The following is a 17804-nucleotide window of genomic DNA, read 5'->3' as shown; positions in this document are numbered from 1 at the left end:
GAAAAGAAATAAATATTAATCTGTAATTATACTCTTTACAGCTTGAACGACTTCTTTCACCGTACTCATTTGTATGGCTGCATTTGCCAAGTCTTCCATTTCTGATTTATTCAATTGACGAATTAAAGCTCGTGCTTTTAAAATTGACGTCGCACTCATAGAAAATTCATCAAGCCCTAATCCAATTAATAATGGGATAGCCAATTCTTCGCTCGCCATTTCTCCACACATACCAACCCATTTTCCTTCTTTATGTGCAGCATCGATCACTAATTTAACTAAACGTAAAATTGCAGGATTGTATGGCTGATATAAATAGGATACATTTTCATTCATCCGATCAGCTGCCAGTGAATATTGAATTAAGTCATTTGTTCCGATACTAAAAAAATCAACTTCCTTTGCAAACTGGTCAGCCAAAATAGCTGTCGACGGAATTTCAACCATTATGCCAAGTTCAATTTTGTCAGTGATGAAGATGTTCTCAGTGATCAGTTTATTCTTCTCTTCCTCAAAAATCGCTTTAGCCTGACGAAATTCCTCAATCGTTGCAATCATCGGGAACATAATTTTTAAATTTCCAAACGAACTCGCTCTTATTAAAGCCCTTAATTGAGTTCGGAATATGTCATCTTCCTTAAGGCATAAGCGAATGGCGCGCAACCCTAAAAAAGGATTCATTTCTTTTTGTAGTTTTAAGTATGGAAGCTCTTTATCTCCACCAACATCAAGTGTACGAACGACGACAGGCTTCCCCTCCATCCCTTCTAAAACTGCTTTATATGACTCAAACTGTTCTTGCTCGGATGGAAGTTTATCTCTCCCCATATACAAAAATTCGGTACGATAAAGACCAATTCCTTCCCCACCATTACTTATCACTCCGACCAAATCATCAGGTGTCCCGATATTCGCAGCAACTTCAAATGTATGTCCATCAGAAGTGACAGTTTTTTCTTTAATAAGCTTTGTCCATTCCATTTTTTGCTCTTCAAATTTACGTAGCTGTTCTTTATAATCTGAAATTGTTTCTATAGTTGGATTAATGTAGACAATACCTTTAAATCCATCAACAATGACAAGATCACCATTTTTGATTCTCTCTGTTGCTTCTTTTGTTCCAACAACAGCTGGAATTTCTAATGATCGGGACATAATTGCGGAGTGGGATGTTCTCCCACCAATATTTGTAGTAAAGCCTTTAACAAATTTGCGGTTTAATTGTGCGGTATCTGAAGGAGTTAAATCTTCTGCAATAATAATTACTTCCTCATCGATCATACTTGGATTTACCATTTCAACTCCGAGTAAATGAGAAAGTACACGTTTTGTTACATCTCGAATGTCAGCGGCTCTTTCTTTCATATATTCATTGTCCATTTGTTCAAACATTTTTATAAATACATTTGCAGTCTCGTCTAATGCAAATTCAGCATTTACAAACTCGTTCTTAATTTTATCTTTAACAGGAGAAATAAGCTCCGGATCACGCAAAACTAACAAATGCGCCTCAAAAATAGCCGCATTATCAGCTCCAAGCTGAACTTGAGCATGATTTCTTATCGCTTCAAGCTCACCTTGTGAAGTCGTAAGAGCCTCCTCAAGTCGATTTATTTCTCGGTCGACATCCTCTATTATCGTTTTTTCGAATGACAATTTAGGCTCGCTCAATTGGTATGCCTTAGCAATCGCAATGCCATGTGATGCAGCAATTCCATTTATGATATCCATTATTCTGCCAATCCTTCTTTTATTAATGTTTCTTCAAGGGTCTGTAGTGCAAGCTGTTCATCGCTTCCATCTGCAATTATTTTGAATTCAGTACCAAAACTAATTCCTAAAGACATAACACCCATAATAGATTTCAAATTTACTCTCTTGTCTTTATACTCTAGTAGGACCTCTGCATTAAACTTGCTAGCTGACTGAACCAAAATTGTTGCTGGACGAGCATGAATCCCTGTTTCTGCCGTAACTTTAAATTGTTTTTCAACCAATTTAACTCAACCACCTTTTAAAATTTTTAGTAAAATTATCCTTAACTTTAAAATACCATTTTCATAATTTATTAACAATTACTACTTACTTTATTAGATTGCTAGTTTGACTTGTATTCTTTTTAAGCCTTCTTTCTTTGTAGATATTTTTTAAATCCAGCCTTTTCTGCTTAAGATCATTTTTTAATACAGCAACTTCTTTTTCTGTATAATTCATAGCCCCATACCTAACTTTTTCATAAACTGAATTAATCGTTTCGAAATTTCTTAGCCCAATTCGATTCATCCAATCAGAAAGCGATTCATATGGCTCCCTTCCTAAATGAAGTTTTATTGCGAAGCGCTCAAAATAAAAAATTTCTTTTCGAATCGAATTAGAGGGAGACGTTAACTTCCTCTTTTTGAATATTTGGCGACCTTGATTTAAAAAAGAAGTTTCAGATAGATAACCACGGTTATTGTTTTCTTGTTCCTTCTTTCCCCTAATTTTTTTGCGTTTATAAATATAAATGAACATAAAGACAAGACTCAATAAAAATAAAATGACTGCAATAATCGCAGGGTCAAACATATTGTTTATTTCCATCTCTTCTGTTAGAAGTAAAGTTTCATCCTCTTCTTCCGCTCCTTGTCCAATAGAGAGCTCATCTATTCGTTCTGTCCAGTTTTGTGATTCTGCCCAGTCAAAAAATGGTTTTGCAAAGAAAATGGCAATGGTCAAACAAGCCTTAACAATCGTGAAGAAAAGCCATTTAATTAAATTCATACTAGAGGCAAGCAGCATTGCTGCTCCGACTATAATCGCTATAATTAAGGTATAAGGGATGATAAATTGCTTTTTCTCATTAACTTGTGAATCAAGCTCAAGCCAGCGTTTGAAGAATCCACAAATAATAATAAAGACAACTTGAAAAATCATTATATTTATAATAAGAACTAAATATTCCTTTGAAGACAACCCGATAACAAAAATTTCGACGGTACCTAGTAATATCGTCGCAAAAATCCACTTTCCTTCATTTTGGTATTCGTATTCATTATAATTTGAAAGCGTTCTCCAAAATACAAATAAATTGATTAAAAAGCTCACGATTATCGGAAATGCTACATAATAACCAATCATTAATATCACAGGGAAAATAACGATAAAATATAGAATTTTCCCTTTATCTTTAAATTTGTAAAGTAGAAAAAGAAAAGCAGCACAACTACTGATCATAATAAGGAGATATGCTAGAAGCGGCGTTTCTTTCCCTAGAAAATAAAAGAAGGGAGAAATAATGAGTCCACCAAAAATAATCTCTATGATTAATAAATATAATATACTCATGTTTGTTCTCATCATTTCATAACCACTTCCTTCGCCATATGCATATAGTCAAGCACCGCTCCTGTTTCTTCAAGTCTCAGTTCTAGGAGTTTTGCTCCCTTATCGCTCATAAGGTTCAATATATGCTCTTCTTGATATGAACGATTTCCTCCATGAATGAAATAAGGTTGAACAGGCAAATGACGTTCATAAAAGGCTAACATATTCTCGTATGGAATTGTATAAGAAATCGATTTGACCATTGCTAACGCCTCAAGTACTTTCTGCAGCTGCTCCTTTCCTGTTCCAATAGGAGTATAATAAAAAGGAACGGCACCAGCTATTCTCACATTTATACATAAAGAAAATGGAATACTATGTTTTGTTGAAAAATAAGCTAATTGTGCCGCACTGCTCAAAAGCTCTTCAAGCCGGCTTACAATTGAATGACCATTAGCAATGTTAATCGATAAAGTCCACCCAGTTTCTGCCACTCTGTCATAAACTTTTGTTTGCAATGTTTGCATTCTTGCACTAGCCTTCCAGTTAATCCGATTAAAACTGTCTGTATACGTATATTCCCTTGTTCCAGCAGGAGAAAGATGGTCTTCATACAAAGAGTGAGCAACAAGTGAATCCCCTGGCTTTTCAGAAAGAAAAGCATTTAGATTTTTTACGTTAGTTGGAGTGGGATATACAAGTACTTCCTGCATGGATAATCGCTTGTATTGTAAAACCGTTTCTCCTAGCCCAAAGAAATGTGGAATAGTAATTTCCATTGACCAAATTTTTGCAATCCCTCTTTTTCTTGCAGTAAAAGGGATTTTTACAACATTTTTCTGATTATAGTTTATAGAAAATGGGATACTTATTTCATACTTTCCAAACTGATGATTCCCAAATCCGTCCTCAGGAGAGATAATGTCATCGAAGGTAATTTTCAATGTCCCCTTCATAATCGGGAGGCCATTGTTTTCAAACTGTAAAACCATCATACCTTCTTCTTCTGGAAAAAACCTGTTTCGTTCCTTCACATTTTCAAAATGAAGTCGTTTACCAACAAACTTTAAATACAATGAGTTAAGGAAAAGGAACGTTAATTGTAGAGTCGCAAAGCCAAACATAAGCCATGATTGAAAATAAAAACTAGCAAATCCTAAAAAAACAGCTAAAATACTAGTAATATGAAGATATGTATCTTCAACTGAATACTTTTTCCATTCCATATGATTATGCCTCTACTTCTACCGGGAGAGAGACCGATTGAATAACATCCTGGAGAACAATTTCTGACGTTTTTGTTAGTGAAGCTTCAGTTGTTAAATAGATTCTATGCCCCAATACAAAAGGTAACATTGTTTTAATATCATTAGGTACAACGAATTCTCTTCCTTCTAAAAAAGCCTTCCCTTGTGCGGCTCTCATTAAGGCGATAGTCCCTCTCGGACTAACCCCTAGTTCAATCAATGGATGATTACGTGTTTCTCTAGCGATATTTAGTAGATATGTTTCAACATCCTCCGTAAACTTAACAGCTTCAACTAAACCTCTTATTCTTTGGAAATCAGTCAATGTAAAAACCGCTTCACACACTCTCTTTTTCTTCTCACCACGCGAAATTTGCATGATTTCCCTTTCTTCTCGTAACGTTGGATAGTCCATTGTCAATTTCATAAAAAAGCGGTCCATTTGTGCGACTGGCAATGGGAATGTACCTTGCTGTGATTCAACAGGGTTTTGCGTTGCAATAACCATAAAGGGATTATCAACTGAAACCGTCACACCATCAATCGTCACTTGACTCTCCTCCATGACTTCAAGCAAACTTGATTGCGTCCTGGGTGTAGCCCGATTTATTTCGTCTGCTAAAACGATATTGGCCATTATGGGGCCAGGCTTAATCTCAAACTCCTGCTTTTTTGGATTAAAAAATTGAATCCCAGTTACGTCACTCGGCAATACATCTGGTGTAAATTGAATTCGTGAAAACTTGCCGTTTATTGCTTTTGCAAAAGATTTTGCTAGCATTGTTTTCCCTGTTCCTGGAACACTTTCTAGTAAAACATGACCATTAAACAAAAGTGATATGAATAAAAGTTCAACCTCTTTTTCTTTTCCTACCATAACATTACTTATTTCTGTTTGAATATTCTTTAAATCCTCCATATGGCCTCCTTGTAATGATTGTATTTCAATTTTTTTCTATTATAATTAATATATAGTAAATTTCTACTTATTGAAAAAATAAATGTTTCAATTTACTAAAAAGTTCGCAAATTGCTGATATTTTTAGTTTTGCCTGTAATGATAGATTATCTTATTGGGGAGAATTGTCGTGAGATACAAACGTGAAGAGGCCTTCCGCTTTCAATTTCAAAAACCGATTCAAGGGATGATTAAAGTATTAAAAGAAAATGGAGCAAATGTCGACACTCCTGAAACTCCTATTGATATTATGGATATTAGTCCGAACGGGCTAAGATTTAAATCATCACTTAACCTAGCCATACATGAAAAAAGCTATTTATTAGAAATTTCCCTTGAAATAGATAATAGAAATCTTCATATACTTGGGCAACCCATATGGAAAAAAACAATGGGAGTTGATTTTTTCTACGGCTTTGAAGGGATGGACAATAAAGGAACGAAACAAGAAATCATTGAAACATTAAAAGATTACTCAAAAAAAATAAAAAGAAATCAAAACTTATAGTGCAGAGAAAAAGAATCCGACTTTTCTCCCAGCTTATGCTTCTCATTTCCCTCTTTAAAAACACTTGCACTAGTTTTTTGCGAGTGTTTTTTCTATTACAGTCCTTTTTAATTATAAAATTAAAAAAAATAGGCTAAATAGAGAGATAATTCTTTACGAGAGTTAAAATTTAGTGCAAACTGTAATTTATAATCTAGATAAGGAGAGAGGCTTATGAAAAAAGCAGAGGTCGGGAATATTATTGAATTTCGTGAAGGATTACAAGGAATCGTTGAAAAAGTAAATGAAAACTCTGTTATTGTAGATTTATCATATATGCTAAACTACAGAGACCTTGATCTTGAACAAAGAACTGTCGTTAATCATAAAAACTATACCATTATTAAAGATTCCGCGTTTTAATATTACGATTTGAAAACGCCTTCAATAAATAGTTAATAAAAAGCAGCAAAAATTGCTGCTTTTTATTATGTTTTAGCTTCCTATCCCTTCTCATTAGAAAGTTCTTTCAGTGATTTTATTTTTCCATGTGGGTGTTGGTCTTGCTTTCTCACTGTCCAATTACGCTCTTTTTCTCGTTTTGATTTCGTCAACTTGACCCCTCCTTTCCTTATTTAGAATGAACAAAATTACATTTTTTATCTTAAAACGACAGAATGTAATCTTTTTAATACATTTAGGGGATGATTTTTGTTAAAATAGGGTTTGTTTGGTAGATTGCATATCATCAGGTTCAAATGACATCTAAGATTTTAGAAAGGGGTTTGTACGATTGAAGAATCTTGCATCCGATTATCGACTTATTATCGGATTATTCATTGCACATATTTTAATGTACTTTACTTTTCAAGATAAAGCCGTTTTTTGGTATATCTTTTCAGCAACACTATTATTTCTGATAAGCTATTCAATATTAAATGAAGAGTTAGATGATAATGAATCATTTATTAAATATATTACATATGGGGTCATCTCTGGTATAATCCTATTCGGAGTATTTTGGATCGGACATAGTATCATTGAAATGTTAAATCTTCCATTCACGAAACAAATTTCTAGGTTATATGGTCGATTTTCGCCATCACAGCTATGGCATTATATCGTCCTTATCTTGATTATTGTTCCCGGAGAAGAGATTTTTTGGCGTGGCTTTGTCCAAAAGAGAATACTAAAGTTTATGAATGCTCCTGTCGGAATTATTTTTTCTGCCATTTTGTATACGTCTGTTCATTTTTATTCATCACAGTGGATACTTGCTTTCGCTGCTTTCGTTGCAGGACTGTTTTGGGGATTCCTGTATAGGTGGAAAAAGAGCATGCCTCTTGTTATTGTATCTCACCTAACTTTTGACCTATTTTTATTTGTCTTGCTTCCTTTTTATTAATTTTTTATCCACCTTTTATAAGTTGTCTGATGAAATGAGTAATGTTAATGTATAGATAAAGAGGTACAAAATGTAACATAATTATGCAAAATTACGTCTATTTACTTAAAATCCTATCGTAACTACAGGAGGAATACAAAATGAAATTACTTTCTAAATGGATTTTACTCTTTGGATTATTCGGATTTATTTTGTCTGGCTGCGGCACAAGTAATGAAGCTGGAAATAAAGCGAATGGTACAGATGCTACCCAAAATAATGAACAGACAACTCAAAACGGAAATGAACAGACTACAGATGATGGAAAAGTGGATGAACAAAATAATGAAGGTAGCCAAGAAGAAACAGTACGAGCTGAAGAGCAAACAATCAAATATAATGTAAACGGCGAAGCAAAAGAAGAAACTGCTTTATTACAACTAAGTGATAACCAACATTATTCCATGTATGTCCTTCCAGATTTTGAATTAACAGCTGAAGAACCTAATAAGGATGTTGTAATGCTTTCTAAGGATGGACATCACTTTATGCGAATCGAGCTCATTCCTAAAGATAATGACTGGAATTCATTACAGGAAAATACGAAAGCACAGCTTGAAGCTGTAAACGAAAATGTTCAAACAATAGAAACGCCGAAGGATGAATTTTTTAAAGATGCTGTCGCAATGGAAGTACAATCAGATAATGATGTCGTCACTTCCTACTTAGTAAAAAATCAAGAGCAACAGCTGAAATTAACCATTTTCTCTCAAAAAGATGCGGAATATAAGGATGCTTTTTTACAAATGGCAAAAACGATTGTGAAAAATGAACAATAAGTATTAATAAAAGGATGGGGCTTAATAGCCCCATCCTTTTACTGTAAACCCCTTAGGAAATAAAGGCTTGGCATATTTTTATAGAAGGCTGTATTAGTAAAGTTTATTGCTTTTTAGTGCAATTTTTGTTTAGTTATCTGAGTTGATTGGAGCGAAGGGTACTTGACTCCTCGAAAATACATTAGTATTTCCTTCGTGCGATGTTCATTCAATGATGTTTTTTTAATGTTCTGCGGGAATGGAGGGAAACGTGAGACCCCACAGGCGTAAGCGCCGAGGAGGCTCACGTCCCTCCCCGCGATCGCTGCGTGCCCGCAGCGGAAATCAACGGGCAAAATTTGAAAGCAAAAACAACAATATATGCTAAAAGTGCCTTATTAAAAAACATACTCTATATTTCTTCGCTTCGTTTCATCCAAAGCAACACAATAAAAATAATACTTACATATCCAAAAAAGGGATACAAATAAGATAGTAATACCCCATAATCAATTAAGCTAATTAGAGAACAAACCGAAAAAACGGCACTAACAATGATTACACTTGGAATGGATAGGTATTTCCTCGCTTGTCGTTCAATCCCATAAACATTTCCAATCACAGACGTAAAAATTTCACCATAAATAACAAATACATAAACCCAGAAAAATGAAGATGCAGTTGTTTTCATAATGACAGCCATTGGGATAGAGTAAGTTTCCAGCTCAGGAAGCATGACAAGTGTTAGATGACTAGATATTAGTATAATTGTTAAAGCAGCCCCTCCAATAAATCCTCCCCATTTAATCGTTTGTACATCCTTTACCTCTGAGGCAATTGGCACTAGAACTGCCTGTGCTAAAGTCAAATTCATTGCCGAGTATGAAAATGGTGTGACAACAACTTTCCAGCCATCTTCTACAAAAGGAATAAATAATGCCTGCTCTGCAAAATTAGGAAGCTTGATCGATAAAATTAATAATAGAAAACTAAATGCAATCATCATAGGCACAATGAAAGTATTAACTGCAAATATTCCTTTCGTTCCCATGATCATAACTGCAATTGATAAACCAATTGTAAAGAAAATTCCAATATACTTTGAAGTTTCAATTTGCTCTTCAAAAACTGCCCCTGCTCCAGAAAGCATAACTGCACATACACCAAGAAGCATGACTAACATTAATATATTTATCGCCGTACCTAAAAGCCTTCCGAACAAGTACTCATTCAATTCTTGATAGGAGGAAGCTTGAATTCTTGCCGCAATGATCATTAATTTTGCTCCCAAAAAAATAAAAATATAGCCGCTCATCAAAATCGAAACTAAACCGATAAAGCCGAAGCGAGAAAAAAACTCCACGATTTCTTTTCCAGTTGCGAACCCTGCTCCAACTACCGTTCCTACATAAACAGCAGCAATTTGCAATGCTGCTCCCCAGTTTGTTTTCACTTAAACCTCTCCCCCTTTCTATCAATATATGAACCAGTGGACAAACTAAGACGAGTATCCAATAATTCACAATCATCTTTCAAACAAAATACTTGAAAGTCAAAAAAGGTCAAAGTATAATAAGTTTACGAAAGTCAAATATAGTCAAAGTCAAAAACTATTTATTTAGGGAGGTAACAATATGCTTTGTCAAAAATGCCAAGAAAAAGAAGCAAATGTTCAATTTAGACTAAATATTAACGGAAGTGAAAAACAGTTTATTCTCTGCCAAAGTTGCTATCAGGAAGAAAAAGCGAAAATTAGTTCCTCCTTACACCCTGATCTAAGCAGTGGTCTATCAGGTTTCAATTCACTTCCATTCAATGAGTTTTTTCAACAAATGAACTCTGCTAATGGAGCATTTGAACAGCAAAAATTGCAAAACAAAAGCCAAAACAAAAAACATAGTGGATTTATCGATCAATTCGGTAGAAACTTAACACAACTCGGAAAAGCTGGCCTCATCGATCCAGTAATTGGGCGAGACGAGGAAGTAAACCGTGTCATTGAAATTCTGAACCGTAGAAACAAAAACAATCCTGTCTTAATCGGGGAGCCTGGTGTTGGGAAAACAGCTATTGCTGAAGGTCTAGCAGCAATGATTTCTGAAGGAAGAGTTCCAAAAAAGCTGCTACACAAAGAAGTTTACTTACTTGATGTAGCTTCATTAGTAGCCAATACAGGTATTCGAGGTCAATTCGAGGAAAGAATGAAACAACTAATTAAAGAATTACAAGAGAGAAAAAATATCATTCTTTTCATTGATGAAATTCATTTATTAGTAGGAGCTGGTTCTGCAGAAGGATCAATGGATGCTGGCAATATATTAAAACCAGCTTTAGCAAGAGGAGAACTTCAATTAGTTGGGGCTACAACATTAAAGGAATATCGCCAAATTGAAAAAGATTCAGCCCTTGAAAGACGTTTTCAACCCATTTATGTTCAAGAACCGAACGAGGATGAAGCTTTCGAAATTTTAAAAGGTCTTAAGGAGAAATATGAGGCTTTCCATGAAGTTTCCTTTTCAGATGATACATTAAAGGCCTGTGTCCATTTATCTAATCGGTATATACAAGATCGCTTCCTTCCAGATAAAGCAATTGATTTAATGGATGAGGCGGGTTCAAAAATGAACCTTACTTCAGACTATACACCTTCTGAACAAATTGAAGAGCGTTTAGCTGAAATAAACAAAGAGAAAGAAAAAGTATTAAAAGAAGAAAATTATGAAGCAGCTGCAAAGCTTCGCGAAGAAGAACTAAAATTAGAAAAAGCATTGAATACAAACAAACAGGATCGCACTGTAAAACCTGTTGTTGAGGTTCGTCATATTCAAGAAATCATTGAAAAGAAAACGGGAATTCCTGTCGGAAAGCTTATGGAAAATGAACAGGAAAAGATGAAAAACCTTGAGTTTAATCTTTCACAAAAGGTAATTGGACAAGAAGAAGCTGTAAAAAAAGTTGCTAAAGCCATTCGTAGAAGTCGAGCAGGATTAAAAGCGAAAAATCGCCCAATTGGTTCCTTCCTTTTCGTGGGTCCTACAGGTGTTGGAAAAACCGAGCTTGCCAAAAATCTTGCTGAAGAATTATTCGGGTCTAAAGAGGCAATGCTAAGACTCGATATGAGTGAATATATGGAAAAACACAGTGTTTCCAAAATTATCGGCTCACCTCCAGGATATGTTGGCCATGAGGAGGCTGGGCAGTTAACAGAAAAGGTGCGCCGCAATCCTTATAGCATTATCTTGCTTGATGAAATTGAAAAGGCTCATCCTGATGTTCAGCATATGTTTTTACAAATTCTTGAAGATGGCCGTTTGACAGATAGTCAAGGAAGAACAGTTAGCTTTAAAGATACAGTTATCATTATGACAAGTAATGCAGGTGTACAGCATAAAGAAATTCATGTTGGCTTCGGAACAAATGAAGGATTGAAGGAAGCTAGTATATTGGATTCTCTCGGCTCTTTCTTTAAGCCTGAATTCTTAAACCGCTTTGATAGCATTATTGAGTTTAAATCACTTGAAAAAACTCATTTATTAAATATCGTTCATATCATGCTTGAAGAGTTGCAAAATTCATTATCTGAACAAAACATGGAGCTTACTGTATCTCAGCAAGTAAAAGAAAAATTAGCTGAACTTGGTTACCATCCTGCTTTCGGAGCTCGTCCATTAAGAAGAGTCATTCAAGATCAGCTTGAAGATAAATTAGCTGACTTCATTATTGACCATACAGGCGAAACAAAACTTCAAGCAAATTTAGAAAATGAACAAATTATCGTTAGAAAAGCGTAAGCGCCTTGCACACAAAATTATTAAGCACAAAAAAAATGGACTGGATTCAGTCCATTTTTTGCTTTTATAAACTTTTCACATTAAAGACTTTTGTCATCAACCGAATTTAGCCAGTTTTCAATTTCACCTACTACAGACTGAACACAGCCATCTTCAAATGGAGAAATTAAGTTTGCTTCAGCAACTAAACTAGTAAATGCTTGACTTCCGCCTAATTCACAAAGATGAACATAGTCCTTCCATGCTTCTTCATGATTTTCTCTTGAACGTTTCCAAAATTGAAATGCACAAATTTGTGCTAACGTATAATCAATGTAATAGAAAGGTGAATTGTAAATATGTGCTTGACGCTGCCAAAAGCCACCATTTTCTAAATATTCATTGCCATCATAATCTTTATGAGGCAAATATTTCTTTTCGATTTCTCTCCAAGCTTTCTTTCGTTCTGCAGGTGTTGCCGTAGGATTCTCATAAACCCAATGCTGGAACTCATCAACTGAAACTCCATATGGAAGAAATAACAATGCTCCACCTAAATGGGCAAATTTATATTTATCCGTATTTTCTTGGAAAAACTTATCCATCCATGGCCATGTAAAAAACTCCATACTCATCGAATGAATTTCACATGCCTCATATGTAGGCCAATAGTACTCAGGAATATCAAAATGACGGCTTGAATATACTTGGAATGCATGACCAGCTTCATGTGTAAGAACATCAATATCACCAGATGTACCATTAAAGTTTGAGAAAATAAAAGGTGCCTTGTAACTTTCAATAAACGTACAATAGCCTCCCCCAGCTTTTCCTTTCTTTGCCACGAGATCCATTAAGTCATTCTCTCTCATAAATGAGAAAAACTCACCTGTTTCTTTTGATAGCTCATCATACATCGTTTGTCCATTATTAATAATCCAGTCCGGGTTCCCTTTCGGAGTTGCATTTCCCGTTTTGAACTTAAAGCCTTCATCATAATATTTAAGCTTATCAACCTCAATACGCTCACGCTGGCGTTCCTTCAGCTTTGTTGCAATTGGAACAATAAACTCTTTCACTTGATCACGAAAGTTTTTTACCATTTCGGCATTGTAATCGGTTCGATTCATCCGTAAGTAAGCAAGCTCAACAAAATTTTTATAGCCGAGCTTATGAGCGATTTCCGTTCTAACTTTAACTAATTCATCATAAATTCGATCTAATTCATTTTCATTTTCAGCAAAAAATGCAAATTTTGCTTCACTCGCATTTTTCCTTACGTCGCGCTCAACAGATTCTGTATATGGATCCAATTGTGCAAGAGTACGTTCTTCTCCATCAAACTGAATTTTCGCCGAAGCTATCAATTTTGTATATTCTGATGATAGCTTGTTTTCTTGTTGCATCAAGGGAACGATTTCGGGAGAAAATACTTTCAATTGGGTTTCAGCTAATGCAAATAGCTGGTTTCCCCACTTTTCCTCAAGTTCATGGCGAAATTTAGACTTGACGAGCGCTTCATAATATTTCGTAATGAAGCCTTCCACTTGTGGTGCGATCTCATCCATATAATCTTGTTCTGCTTTATAAAACTCGTCATTCGTATCAACAGAATGTCGAATATAGCAAAGGTTGAACATCGTCCCAAGCTCATTGCGAATATCATTTATTTCCTTCATTGCTTCAATTTGCTCTTCAGCAGATGAGGCAGCATTGAATTTTTCTAGAATTAGTTCTAATTGGGCTTGCGCTTCATCCAGATTTGGACGAACATACGTATAATCATTAAACTTCATTCTCTTTCCCCCTACTTACTAAAGTTAAGAACACATATATTAATTCGACAACTAACGAAATTTCCCTTCTTTAATGATTACCTATTTGCCAATTGAAACTCCAAGCTTCTTCATTAATTCAATAGCTGTTTTCTGTTCATCATCAGAAAGAACAGACATTAACTCGTGAATATGTGCAGCATGTTCTGGAAAAACGCCTTCGATAAATGTCTTTCCTGCTTCTGTAATATGCGCATAAATTACCCGTCTATCTTTTGGACATGCCATTCTTTCTAGAAGTCCTTTTTTCTCCAATTTATCAATAACATAAGTAATGCTTCCACTAGCCAACAAAATTTTCCCGCCTATTTGCTGTAATGGTTGATCCCCTTTATGATAAAGTAATTCTAATACAGCAAACTCAGTCGGATTCAGATCATATGTCTGGATTAGTTTATTGACGTCTTCACTTACAGCACGGTAAGCTCTTGATAACACAATAAATAACTTCAATGATTGATTTACTTGTTCTGAACTCATATCTACCCGATCCTTTTTTATTTTTTCAAATTGACCTCGGGGAATTTTCACTAAGCTTGTCATCGAATTTGTTTTCGTCTTCTAGGCATCCACCGAAGTTACATTATCTTGAATTCTAAATAAATTATAGAAAAACATTAGATTTGTGTCAATTCTTGCTAAAATAAGTAAACGACCTTTATTAAATGTTATACTAAGTTTTATAATTATCTTTCAATATGGGGTCTTCAAATGAAAAATCGGTTTAAAAATTATCTACTATATATAACAATTGTTTTGTTACCGACTTTAGTTGGTAGTTTCTATTATTTAAACGATTCAATTAATCGGGGTTATAAAGAAAGAATTGAATATGCTGAATGGGTCGCTTCTATCCATGAAAGAAGCTTTGACCAATTTATTTCTGAAACTGTCACATCACTTAATATAATAGCATTAGCTGCGGAGACTGTGATAGATTCTCCAACTGAACTTGAACCACTATTACAAAGAATTCACTGGAAAGACACAAGATATGGGGGAATATATTTACTTAACCCAAAAGGTAAAATTATTAGCGGTTCAAATACAATGCTTAATGACACCTATTTCTCGAATGAAGAATATATTGATGAAATTATTAATACAAAGGACATTATCATTGCAAATCACCAGGAGAAATTAGTAAGTGGTCAAAGAGTTGTCGCGATCGGAAGACCGGTATTAAATAAGGAAGGTAAATTAACTTCATTAATTATCGCTCACTTAAGAGTCGATTATTTACAAAACATCATGAGAATGCTTACTCCAGATGCGAAGCTTTCTGTCATGAATCCTTTCGGGGATGTCATTATGGATATTAATATGAATGGATCAGCCCAGTTTGCAAAAAATCGTTCGATTACAATGCCAATTAACAGATTACCTTGGTCTATAAAAGTAGAAGTTCCGAATAGAGATATGAATGAAATTATTAAACAAGCCATCCCATTTATTATTCCACTTATTTTTATTTGTCATATTCTTTTTTTAGTAATAAAATATATAATGCTTAAAAGGCATGCATTAAAGGAAAAAAAAGAAAACGAGCTCCAAAAAATCGAATTAGTTGGCACATTAGCTGCGAGTTCTGCCCATGAAATCAGAAATCCATTAACTGGAATAAAGGGACTGGTTCAGCTGCTAAATGAAAAGTATACAGATTCCGAAGATCAATTTTATTTCTCTGTAATCAATGATGAAATTTCACGCATAAATGAGATTGTTAGTGAATTTCTTATTCTCGGAAAACCGACTATTCAAAAAACAGAAGTAGTAGATTTAAGAAAAATTGTTTCTGAAATTGAACCTTTAATACTATCAGAGGCAAATTTAAATAGAGTACAATATAAATTTGTTATTCCCGAAGCTCCCATTTTCATTGAATGTGCAACTGATCAGCTTAAACAAGTTTTACTTAACCTTACAAAAAATGCGTTTGAAGCCATGCAAAATGGTGGAAGTTTATCAATTAAGCTGAAGAAACTGCCAAATAATTGCCAAGTAACAGTAACGGATACTGGAAGCGGTATTCCCGATGAAAATATGGAAAAAATCTTTCAGCCTTTTTATACATCGAAAGATTTAGGAACAGGTCTTGGATTAGTAGTTTGTAAAAGAATTGTAGAATCATTTGGTGGGGAAATTTTTATTACGAGTAAAGTAGATAAAGGAACTCAAGTAGATATTTTTTTACCGATAAAGGGGTCTTTTAAATGAGTAATGCCGCAGCAGCTACGAAAAGCTTGACACAACATCAAGAAACTTCTTATCGAATATTATTTATAATTGGGATATGCCATCTATTAAATGATTCGATTCAGGCGATCATTCCTGCAATGTTTCCAATATTAGAAAAATCAATGGGGCTAACATTTACCCAGCTTGGAATGATCGCATTTACATTAAATATTGTCTCTTCAATCCTTCAGCCAGTTATCGGTGGGGTGACAGACAAAAAACCGATGCCTTTTGCCTTACCGATCGGATTAACTATTACGATGTTTGGTGTATTAGGGCTTGCATTTGCACCACGGTTTGAATTAGTCGTTGCAGCTGTTATTTTTATCGGGCTTGGTTCGGCTATCTTTCATCCTGAAGGATCAAGGGTGGCTTATATGGCAGCCGGTACTCGTCGCGGTCTTGCACAGTCTATTTATCAAGTAGGTGGCAATAGCGGGCAAGCAATGGCACCACTAATTACAGCACTTATACTTGTCCCGCTTGGACAGACTGGTGCAGCCTGGTTTACAGTTGTCGCAGCTCTAGCAGTTGGTTTGCTTACTTATATTGCTTTTTGGTATTTAAATAAATTACGAGAGGAGCAACTATCCCTTCCTCGTAAAAAGCGCAGCGTTTCAGCTAACGATAAGAAAATTTCAAAGCCTGTTTGGTTTGCCCTTATACTAATCTTATTTTTAATCTTTGCTCGATCATGGTATATTTCAGGAATGACCAATTACTATGCGTTTTATACAATGAAACACTATGCTTTTTCTATTCCACAATCACAAATCTATTTATTTGCCTTTTTAGTTGCAGGTGCTTTGGGGACATTTTTTGGTGGCCCGCTTGCAGATAGATTCGGAAAGAAAACAGTTATTTTCCTTTCAATGATTGTTTCTGCTCCACTTTCTATATTGCTCCCTTTTGTTCCTGCATCAGCAGCCTTCATACTGCTTATTCTTACTGGTTTCATCCTTATGTCTAGCTTCTCCGTTACAGTTGTATACGCCCAGGAGCTTGTCCCAGGAAAGATCGGAACAATGTCGGGCTTAACGGTTGGACTTGCATTTGGAATGGGTGCTATCGGTTCAGTCGTACTAGGGTATTTAGCTGATCTAATCGGGATTACGAACACAATGATGATTACAGGATTGTTACCTTTACTTGGATTACTAACATTACTCTTGCCTTCTGATAAGAAATTAAATGAATGGAATGCCTAAAAAATGGAGAGCTCAGCTCTCCATTTTTTTTGAATGTGAAAAAATACAAAAAATTTTAAAAATTTAAGTAAGATATTCTGAATTTATCCAATATAATAATAAGTAAAGGATTCAACAATTTAATAAGGAGGAATAGACATGATCACACCAAATTACAAAGACTTTTATCAAAAAGCCCTCATTCCGATTGGAGAAAATGATTTTAAAAATCTGATTCAGTCTTATCCATCCATCCAAAATGATCAGCCGCATTGGCTCATTGCTCTTGTTGGAGAGCTAAAAAATATCGAGAAAGAATTTTATTGTTGGAAAGTAACAATCTTTGTCGCGGATTCAGATGGGAGCTTTTCTTGGAAATCCCCTTGCTACTCTTCTTCACTATATGACTGCATTCATGAGGCATATAAACATGCGGTTCACTTAGAACAATTTAGTAAACATGATCAGCTTTATTCTTCGAATAACTTACAAGCTTCCGTTAGCTAACTTCTACCATACCCATTCCTGCTTTTCTCTTTTTTCCATCCATTGTGAAAGAACATACATATAGTAT

17 protein-coding genes are annotated in these 17804 nt (G+C 34.9%); 8 read left to right on the top strand and 9 right to left on the bottom strand.

Going from position 1 to position 17804, the window contains the following annotated elements; all coding sequences use genetic code 11:
- Positions 1-15: 15 nt before the first annotated feature.
- The 5 genes from ptsP to KDN24_RS09355 all read right to left on the bottom strand — a co-directional run bounded on the left by ptsP (position 16) and on the right by KDN24_RS09355 (position 5472).
- Positions 16-1731, bottom strand: coding sequence for a phosphoenolpyruvate--protein phosphotransferase (ptsP, locus tag KDN24_RS09375; protein ID WP_409974600.1), 1716 nt, complete (start codon positions 1729-1731; stop codon positions 16-18).
- Entirely contained in the window at positions 1731-1997 is a 267-nt protein-coding gene (locus tag KDN24_RS09370; protein ID WP_409974599.1) for a phosphocarrier protein HPr, read from the bottom strand. The genes ptsP and KDN24_RS09370 overlap by 1 nt, the downstream gene beginning before the upstream one ends.
- An 85-nt stretch (positions 1998-2082) precedes the next feature.
- A complete protein-coding gene (locus tag KDN24_RS09365; RefSeq protein WP_409974598.1) occupies positions 2083-3342 on the bottom strand; it encodes a hypothetical protein in 1260 nt (419 codons plus the stop codon).
- The gene (locus tag KDN24_RS09360; RefSeq protein ID WP_409974597.1) at positions 3339-4532 is read right to left on the bottom strand and encodes a DUF58 domain-containing protein; all 1194 of its coding nucleotides are present in this window, start codon (positions 4530-4532) and stop codon (positions 3339-3341) included. Before KDN24_RS09360 ends, KDN24_RS09365 begins: the two co-directional genes overlap by 4 nt.
- A gap of 4 nt (positions 4533-4536) precedes the next feature.
- On the bottom strand, positions 4537-5472 hold the full coding sequence (locus KDN24_RS09355) for an AAA family ATPase (protein ID WP_409974596.1): 936 nt from the start codon (positions 5470-5472) through the stop codon (positions 4537-4539).
- 169 nt (positions 5473-5641) lie between these two features.
- Between KDN24_RS09355 and KDN24_RS09350 the strand changes: the two genes are divergently transcribed.
- Complete coding sequence (locus KDN24_RS09350) at positions 5642-6019, top strand: hypothetical protein (RefSeq protein WP_409974595.1); 378 nt, start codon at positions 5642-5644, stop codon at positions 6017-6019.
- A gap of 213 nt (positions 6020-6232) precedes the next feature.
- The gene (locus KDN24_RS09345; protein WP_409974594.1) at positions 6233-6421 is read left to right on the top strand and encodes a YkvS family protein; all 189 of its coding nucleotides are present in this window, start codon (positions 6233-6235) and stop codon (positions 6419-6421) included.
- Positions 6422-6501: 80 nt separating this feature from the next.
- Here the strand turns inward: KDN24_RS09345 and KDN24_RS09340 are convergent, their stop codons facing one another.
- On the bottom strand, positions 6502-6612 hold the full coding sequence (locus tag KDN24_RS09340) for a DUF6254 family protein (RefSeq protein ID WP_409974593.1): 111 nt from the start codon (positions 6610-6612) through the stop codon (positions 6502-6504).
- Positions 6613-6791: 179 nt separating this feature from the next.
- Between KDN24_RS09340 and KDN24_RS09335 the strand changes: the two genes are divergently transcribed.
- Both KDN24_RS09335 and KDN24_RS09330 read left to right on the top strand, forming a co-directional pair.
- Positions 6792-7403 (top strand): CPBP family intramembrane glutamic endopeptidase, encoded by a 612-nt coding sequence (locus tag KDN24_RS09335; protein ID WP_491348390.1) that lies wholly within the window; start codon positions 6792-6794, stop codon positions 7401-7403.
- A gap of 140 nt (positions 7404-7543) precedes the next feature.
- Positions 7544-8221: a DUF8580 domain-containing lipoprotein gene (locus KDN24_RS09330; RefSeq protein WP_409974591.1), complete on the top strand. Its 678-nt coding sequence runs from the start codon at positions 7544-7546 to the stop codon at positions 8219-8221.
- A 391-nt stretch (positions 8222-8612) separates the two neighbouring features.
- Here KDN24_RS09330 and KDN24_RS09325 read toward each other — a convergent pair whose 3' ends face one another.
- A complete protein-coding gene (locus tag KDN24_RS09325; RefSeq protein ID WP_409974590.1) occupies positions 8613-9653 on the bottom strand; it encodes a YkvI family membrane protein in 1041 nt (346 codons plus the stop codon).
- A 181-nt stretch (positions 9654-9834) separates the two neighbouring features.
- On the opposite strand from KDN24_RS09325, the gene KDN24_RS09320 reads away from it, so the two are divergent.
- The gene (locus tag KDN24_RS09320; RefSeq protein WP_409974589.1) at positions 9835-11991 is read left to right on the top strand and encodes an ATP-dependent Clp protease ATP-binding subunit; all 2157 of its coding nucleotides are present in this window, start codon (positions 9835-9837) and stop codon (positions 11989-11991) included.
- 80 nt (positions 11992-12071) lie between these two features.
- On the opposite strand, the gene KDN24_RS09315 is transcribed toward KDN24_RS09320, so the two are convergent.
- Both KDN24_RS09315 and KDN24_RS09310 read right to left on the bottom strand, forming a co-directional pair.
- Positions 12072-13766 carry a M3 family oligoendopeptidase gene (locus KDN24_RS09315; RefSeq protein WP_409974588.1) on the bottom strand — a complete coding sequence of 565 codons (1695 nt, stop codon included), beginning with the start codon at positions 13764-13766 and terminating at the stop codon, positions 12072-12074.
- Between the two features lie 81 nt (positions 13767-13847).
- Positions 13848-14285 (bottom strand): MarR family winged helix-turn-helix transcriptional regulator, encoded by a 438-nt coding sequence (locus KDN24_RS09310; RefSeq protein WP_409974587.1) that lies wholly within the window; start codon positions 14283-14285, stop codon positions 13848-13850.
- Positions 14286-14516: 231 nt separating this feature from the next.
- On the opposite strand from KDN24_RS09310, the gene KDN24_RS09305 reads away from it, so the two are divergent.
- The 3 genes from KDN24_RS09305 (at position 14517) to KDN24_RS09295 (ending at position 17737) form a co-directional block, all read left to right on the top strand.
- Entirely contained in the window at positions 14517-16022 is a 1506-nt protein-coding gene (locus KDN24_RS09305) for an ATP-binding protein (RefSeq protein WP_409974586.1), read from the top strand.
- Positions 16019-17251: an MFS transporter gene (locus KDN24_RS09300; RefSeq protein ID WP_491348389.1), complete on the top strand. Its 1233-nt coding sequence runs from the start codon at positions 16019-16021 to the stop codon at positions 17249-17251. The genes KDN24_RS09305 and KDN24_RS09300 overlap by 4 nt, the downstream gene beginning before the upstream one ends.
- Positions 17252-17389: 138 nt before the next feature.
- On the top strand, positions 17390-17737 hold the full coding sequence (locus tag KDN24_RS09295; RefSeq protein ID WP_409974585.1) for a hypothetical protein: 348 nt from the start codon (positions 17390-17392) through the stop codon (positions 17735-17737).
- Positions 17738-17804 lie beyond the last annotated feature (67 nt).

Source organism: Cytobacillus sp. Bva_UNVM-123, from assembly GCF_046351715.2.
Classification (GTDB): Bacteria; Bacillota; Bacilli; order Bacillales; family Cytobacillaceae; genus Cytobacillus.
The sequence above is the reverse complement of the archived record's forward strand: the minus strand, read 5'-3'. Positions and strand labels throughout refer to the sequence as shown.